Annotated in this window: 1 protein-coding gene; it reads right to left on the reverse strand. The window is 57.1% G+C overall.

The window, feature by feature from the left end; all coding sequences use genetic code 11:
- Positions 1–418: 418 nt before the first annotated feature.
- Positions 419–1,621, reverse strand: a 1,203-nt coding sequence (locus BUB97_RS26075) for a hypothetical protein (RefSeq protein WP_217659764.1), incomplete at its 5' end; no start/stop codon positions are given.

The following is a 1,621-nucleotide window of genomic DNA, read 5'->3' on the forward strand; positions in this document are numbered from 1 at the left end:
GGGACCCCGAGCACGACACCACCATCGAACGCCGCCAGCACGGCATCCCCATCCTCCCCGCCCTGGTCGAGGAGGTGCGCGCCGTCTGCACCGAAAGCGGTGCCCCCTTCCTCCTCGCCTGAAACGCAAAGGGGCGCGGCCACCCCGCCGCGCCCCTGGAAGGCAGCGCCTGGATCAGCCCGAACCCGGCGGCGGATGGGGCAGGGGGTAGGGGCTGCGCGGGCGGCCCCGGGGGCTTTGCCCCCAGACCCCCACCGGGGGGTGAACGCACCCCCCGGACCCCGCGACGAGCTGGCTTCCAGGGACGATGGCAGAAACGCTGGTGGATGAGGTGCGAAGGCACATAGGGAGAGTGACCCCGCATCTTTCTGCCTCCTTGCCTTCGTATCGCGGAAAGTAGTCGTGCAGTGTGCGGTGCTTAGCTACTTCCCCAGACCACCAGTTCGTTGTGTCCCGCGCGCACAAGGTGGCCGCTCGCAGCAGCGAGCACCTCCGCGATTTTCTGCTCCAGCCCCCCGCCAGTTATGCCAGGCTGAACAACTACCATCGAGAATCTCACTGGCCTGCGCGCACGCATAGCACGAAGTAAATTCAAATCGCCGCGTATGAACTGGGCTTGTCCCCTGCTACGTTGTTTCCTTTCTTCGAGGCGGTTAACCAGCCTATCTATATCACACCACACTAGTCCCTTTACTGCCTGCCCACATACTTCGTATACATCTCCTACTCTGTTTCCGGCACTTGGGCCGGACGATCCCTTGCAGTGATAAAAGGTTACATTTACGCCGCCGTCGCCGCTGCGAGACATGGTTACAAAATCAGCAGTTTCGCCGCTGCCATGATCCCAGTAAACTAGATCATTCTCCTGGACGTCGAGTGCGCGCACCAAAAAGCCTTGAACAGTAGTGTGCTGGTCAGGTCCTTCTTCAAATTCCGTTCCAACTCGGATATTTTCCGCTTTCCAATCAACATGCTTTATCAGTCGACCGTTATATGGGTCGAAGCCATTGTTAGTTGACGTGTACAATTCTTCGCCGTGAAGCCTTGACCAGTCGTCAAGAATGAAATGAAGAGGGTTGTCGTTCAAATAGTCTACTAGGTCCACCGCACTGCGGCCCCAGACGAGATTAACTCGCGTCTGTTCTTCGTCCAAATAGGAGAACAATGCCGATCCACTAAGATTGTAGAACAGTTTAGTTTCTAGCCCGTGGCCAGTCAAAAGTAAGAAGACCGAATTTGTATCTGACGCCTCAACAGTCAGGTCAAACTCGGTCAAAGACGTGGATCGCTCTCCACCGCCGAAAGAATAGTGAGCCATAGGAGGTAAGGAGTAGACGTCCTTGTCCCATTGGGCGAAAAGTACTTTTGTGGGTATTTCAATCGTGGGTTCGCCCATGGAGAGCAGGTCAAGTTTGCTGCCCGTTACCGCAGGGGCGGTTCCGTTTATCTTCTCCGACAGGCTACGGCACCACTCTAACAGTCCCGGCACCGTAAGTGTGCAGTTGCTCCAAATCTTTGACGCACTACTAACAGGTCGCTGAATTACTCGGCGTTCTGGAGCGTTTTCCCGTCGGAGGGACCAGCGGCTTTGCGCGTCCGGCCCGTTCCTACGAGCGGCATG

Source organism: Muricoccus roseus, assembly GCF_900141905.1.
Taxonomy (GTDB): Bacteria; Pseudomonadota; Alphaproteobacteria; order Acetobacterales; family Acetobacteraceae; genus Roseomonas; species Roseomonas rosea.